Source organism: uncultured Sphingomonas sp., from assembly GCF_964235535.1.
GTDB lineage: Bacteria > Pseudomonadota > Alphaproteobacteria > Sphingomonadales > Sphingomonadaceae > Sphingomonas.
In genome coordinates this window covers 1-3,721 of sequence record NZ_CAXSBH010000098.1, presented here as the reverse complement: position 1 = coordinate 3,721, position 3,721 = coordinate 1, and the positions used below count along the sequence as shown (strand labels likewise).

At 66.4% G+C, this 3,721-nt stretch carries 4 protein-coding genes; 3 read left to right on the top strand and 1 reads right to left on the bottom strand.

What is annotated here, in order from left to right:
* The coding region (locus ACFE7F_RS15655) for a GntR family transcriptional regulator (RefSeq protein ID WP_375404776.1) at positions 1 to 694 on the bottom strand (694 nt) is incomplete at its 3' end.
* Between the two features lie 106 nt (positions 695 to 800).
* Here ACFE7F_RS15655 and ACFE7F_RS15650 point away from each other — a divergent pair.
* The 3 genes from ACFE7F_RS15650 to ACFE7F_RS15640 all read left to right on the top strand — a co-directional run.
* Complete coding sequence (locus ACFE7F_RS15650; RefSeq protein WP_375404775.1) at positions 801 to 2,135, top strand: acyl-CoA dehydrogenase family protein; 1,335 nt, start codon at positions 801 to 803, stop codon at positions 2,133 to 2,135.
* Positions 2,136 to 2,185: 50 nt separating this feature from the next.
* Positions 2,186 to 3,259, top strand: coding sequence for a riboflavin kinase (locus ACFE7F_RS15645; RefSeq protein ID WP_375404774.1), 1,074 nt, complete (start codon positions 2,186 to 2,188; stop codon positions 3,257 to 3,259).
* A gap of 32 nt (positions 3,260 to 3,291) precedes the next feature.
* The coding region (locus ACFE7F_RS15640; RefSeq protein WP_375404773.1) for a CoA transferase subunit A at positions 3,292 to 3,721 on the top strand (430 nt) is incomplete at its 3' end.

Sequence of the window (3,721 nt, the reverse complement as noted above, 5' to 3'; positions counted from 1 at the left end):
CGCGCAGCCGCACGGCGTCGTGCCGCGGTGCGACGCCGGCGAGGATGAGCGACGATAGGCGCCCGAAGAACTTCGCGAACAGCTCGGCGGCAGCCCTGCTGTCGTGGTCACGCGCGGCTAGGGCGATGCGCCGAAAATCCTCTGCGCCCGCATAAACGCGCGGAAAGCGATCGAGGAGGTTCACGCGAAAGCGCTGGATGGAGTCGATCAGTCCGGCGATCAGCGCGATGACCTGGTCACCCGCCTCGCTGCAGATCGTCAGCGCAAAGTCCCGGTACGCCGCTTCCCAGGCGGCGGTGTCCCCCTCACGCGCGGCCTCCATCCGGCCGACCGCAGCGTCGAGTACGCCGTATGACGGCGGGCCCAGGCGCGGAACGCTGACCCGAATAGCGAGCGTCACATTGGCGAGCTGCAGGATCAAGGCGCTCTCGAGATCCGCAAGCTCGATCTGTGCGACATTGAACCGCTTGTTCGCGCTGCCGGTGATGAGTTGGTCCTGCTGCAGGCGGTGCAGCGCCTCGCGCACCGGCCCGCGGCTGGTGCCGTGCGTTTTGGCCAACGCGAGCTGCGACAGCGGCGAGCCGGGTACAAGCCTGCCATTCATGATGTCGGCGCGAACGCGATCGTATATCGCGGAGGCGCTATTGCCCTCCCGCTTCACCTTGACCTGCCTGGCGGCCGCTTCTCCGCTCACGCGCATACCCTCTCCGCCGTTATGTTAACAGTCTTAGATAGATCGGTCAGCAAAGTGTCAATAATAGCGGAATGTTTCAAGTGTATTAGGAGCGGCGATCGATTAGGTGCGGACAAATGCGCTATCTCGTGTCACGCAAAGTGTTGACAGTCACACGATCGGCGACTACGACTCGCGTCAGTCAAGGAGAGAGCCAATGGCATCCGTCGTTCCCATCGCAAGCCGTGCGTCCGCCAACCTCACCGCCGACCGGATCGTCGCGGCGATCGAGGCGGTGACGCCCAAATTGCAGCAGAACGCGCTGGCCGAGGAGAAGGCCGGTCGCCTGTCACAACAGACGATCGAGGAGCTGGACGCGATCGGCGTGTTCCGGATCAGCCTGCCTCTGGAATATGGCGGTTCCGCGCTCTCGACCGAAGACCAGCGAAGGGTCTTCGCGGCGGTCGGCGCGATCGCGGGCTCCACCGGTTGGGTGAGCTGGGTCACCACGACGCATGGCCGCTGGATCGCGATGTATCCCAAGGCGGCGCAGGACGAGATCTACGGCCTGCCGTGGGTCGGGCCGCGCATCTCGGGCGTACTCTCGCCGCACGGCCCGGGACGCGCGCGACGGGTCGACGGGGGCTACATGATCAGCGGACGCTGGCCATTCGCCAGCGGTTGCCGGCACACCGCCTGGATCGTGCTTGGCTCCATGGTCGCCGGCCCGGACGGTAAGCTGGACATGATCGCGCCGGTGGTGCGGACCGCGGACCTCACGGTCCTCGACGATTGGGCCGTCAGCGGGATGAAGGGATCGGGCAGCAACACGGTCGAGCTGACCGACGAGCTTTTCGTCCCTGAGCACCGCGTAATGTCGATGAAGGACCTGAGCGCCGGCCGTTGGGCATCCGAGCCACCGGCGGGGCAGGTGCTGTTCCGCAACAACTTCCTCGACTACACGTCGATCCTGTCCGGCTCGACGCCGCTCGGCATGGCAAAGGGCGCTCTGAATTATTTTCGCGAGCGCATGGATGGCCGTGGCATCATGGGCACCGACTACAAGGTTCAGGCCGAGGCGCCGATCGCGCATTTCCAGCTGGCGGAGGCGACCGCCAAGATCGAGGCGGCCGAGCGGCTTCTGTCGGCCGACTGCGTCGAGCTCGATCGTCGCGCCGTCGCAGGCGAGGAAACGGACGATCTTTTCCAGACGAAGCTGAAGTTCGACGTCGCGCTGTCCGTGCGCCAGTGCTGCGAGGCGATCGAGACGCTGCATCGCGCCAGTGGCGCCTCGACGGTCCATGAGGCGAACCCCATGCAGCGTTATGCGCGCGACGCGCGGGTCGCCACCGTCCACGCCCATTTCAACTATGAGACCTGCGCCGAGAACTATGGCCGCGCGCTCGCCGGAAAGCCGCTGTTCGGCAACTTCAATGCCTTGGAAAAGAAGGCCGCGGCCTGACGGGCAAGAGGGCAAGTCACGGCCGCTTGGCCTGCGGGATCGGAGGTCTCATGATGTGTGGAAGCGAACTTCCGGAGGACGTCGGAGCCGATCGGCACGGCCCTGCGCCGCGGCGTCGACGGCGGAGCGGCGAGCGGCGATCGCTGGCGAGACGCGGATTCGGCCCCGGACCTGGACAGGGTCGCGCGCCAGCCGCTCAGGTGATCGAACTTCTATCGGGTAACGGCGGGTTGCCCGATCGTCTCCGCGGCGGCGTCGTCGCGCTCGGCAATTTCGACGGCATTCACCGTGGTCATCAGGCCGTGATCGAGCGCGCGGTCATGATGGCGAGGGACATGGGCGTCGCCGCCGTCGTCGGCACCTTCGATCCCCATCCCCGGCGGTTTTTTCGCCCCGAGGATCCGCCGTTCCGGCTCACCTCGCTCGAACACCGCATGCGGCTGCTCGGCACGCTCGGCGTCGATGCGATGATGGTCTTCGACTTTGACGGTCCGCTCGCGGCGGTCACGCCCGAGCAGTTCGTCGACCAGTGCCTGAGAAACGTAGGCGGCATCGTGACCGGCGCCGATTTCGCGTTTGGCCGCGCTCGCTCGGGCGACGTCAGGCGACTTGGCGAACTCGGGGCCGAGCGCGGCATCGCATGCATCGCCATCGACAAGCTCGCTTCCGGGGAGTGCGACATCTCCTCGAGCCGGATCCGTCGAGCGCTCGCCGCCGGGGATTGCGCAGAAGCCTGCAGGTTGCTCACCCGTCCCTTCGCCGTCGAGGGAGTCCTACGCCGCGGCCAGCGCGAGGACCCGCACCTTCCGCTTCTGGACGCGTCCATCGACCTGGGCGAATACGTTCGCCCCCGCCGCGGCGTCTACGCGGTGCGCGCCACCGTCGAGGGCGGACGTCGGCTCGGTGGATCCGCCTTTCTCCAGCCGACACCCGAGGACGATCTGCTTGAGCTATTCCTGGTCGATGTCGAACCGGGCGACCTGGACCGGCGGGTGACGATCGAGTTCATCGCTCACCTGCACGACGCGGAGACGATCTTCGATCCTCCGGCGCTGCGACGGGTCATTCAGACCGACCGCGAAACGGGCAATCGAATGGCCGCGAGCCCTGACCAGGGGTCCTGACGGACGGCTCGGCCGCCTCAAGGATATCTGATATGAACAAGCTTTACCCCGACGCCGCATCCGCGCTTGACGGTCTGCTCCGTGACGGCATGATGATCTGCGCGGGCGGTTTCGGCCTGTGCGGCATTCCCGAACGGCTGATCGACGCGATCGGGGCGAGCGGGGTGAAGGACCTGACGATCGCCTCCAACAATGCGGGGGTCGACGGCGAGGGTTTGGGCAAGCTGCTCCGCACCCGCCAGGTCGCCAAGATGATCTCGTCCTATGTGGGGGAGAACAAGGAGTTCGAGCGCCAGTACCTATCCGGGGAGCTCGAGGTGGAGTTCTGCCCGCAGGGCACGCTCGCGGAACGCTGCCGGGCGGGTGGTGCTGGCATCCCCGGCTTCTACACCAGGACCGGCGTCGGCACGCTCGTCGCCGAGGGCAAGGAGGTGATGGTCTTTGACGGCGAGGACTACATCC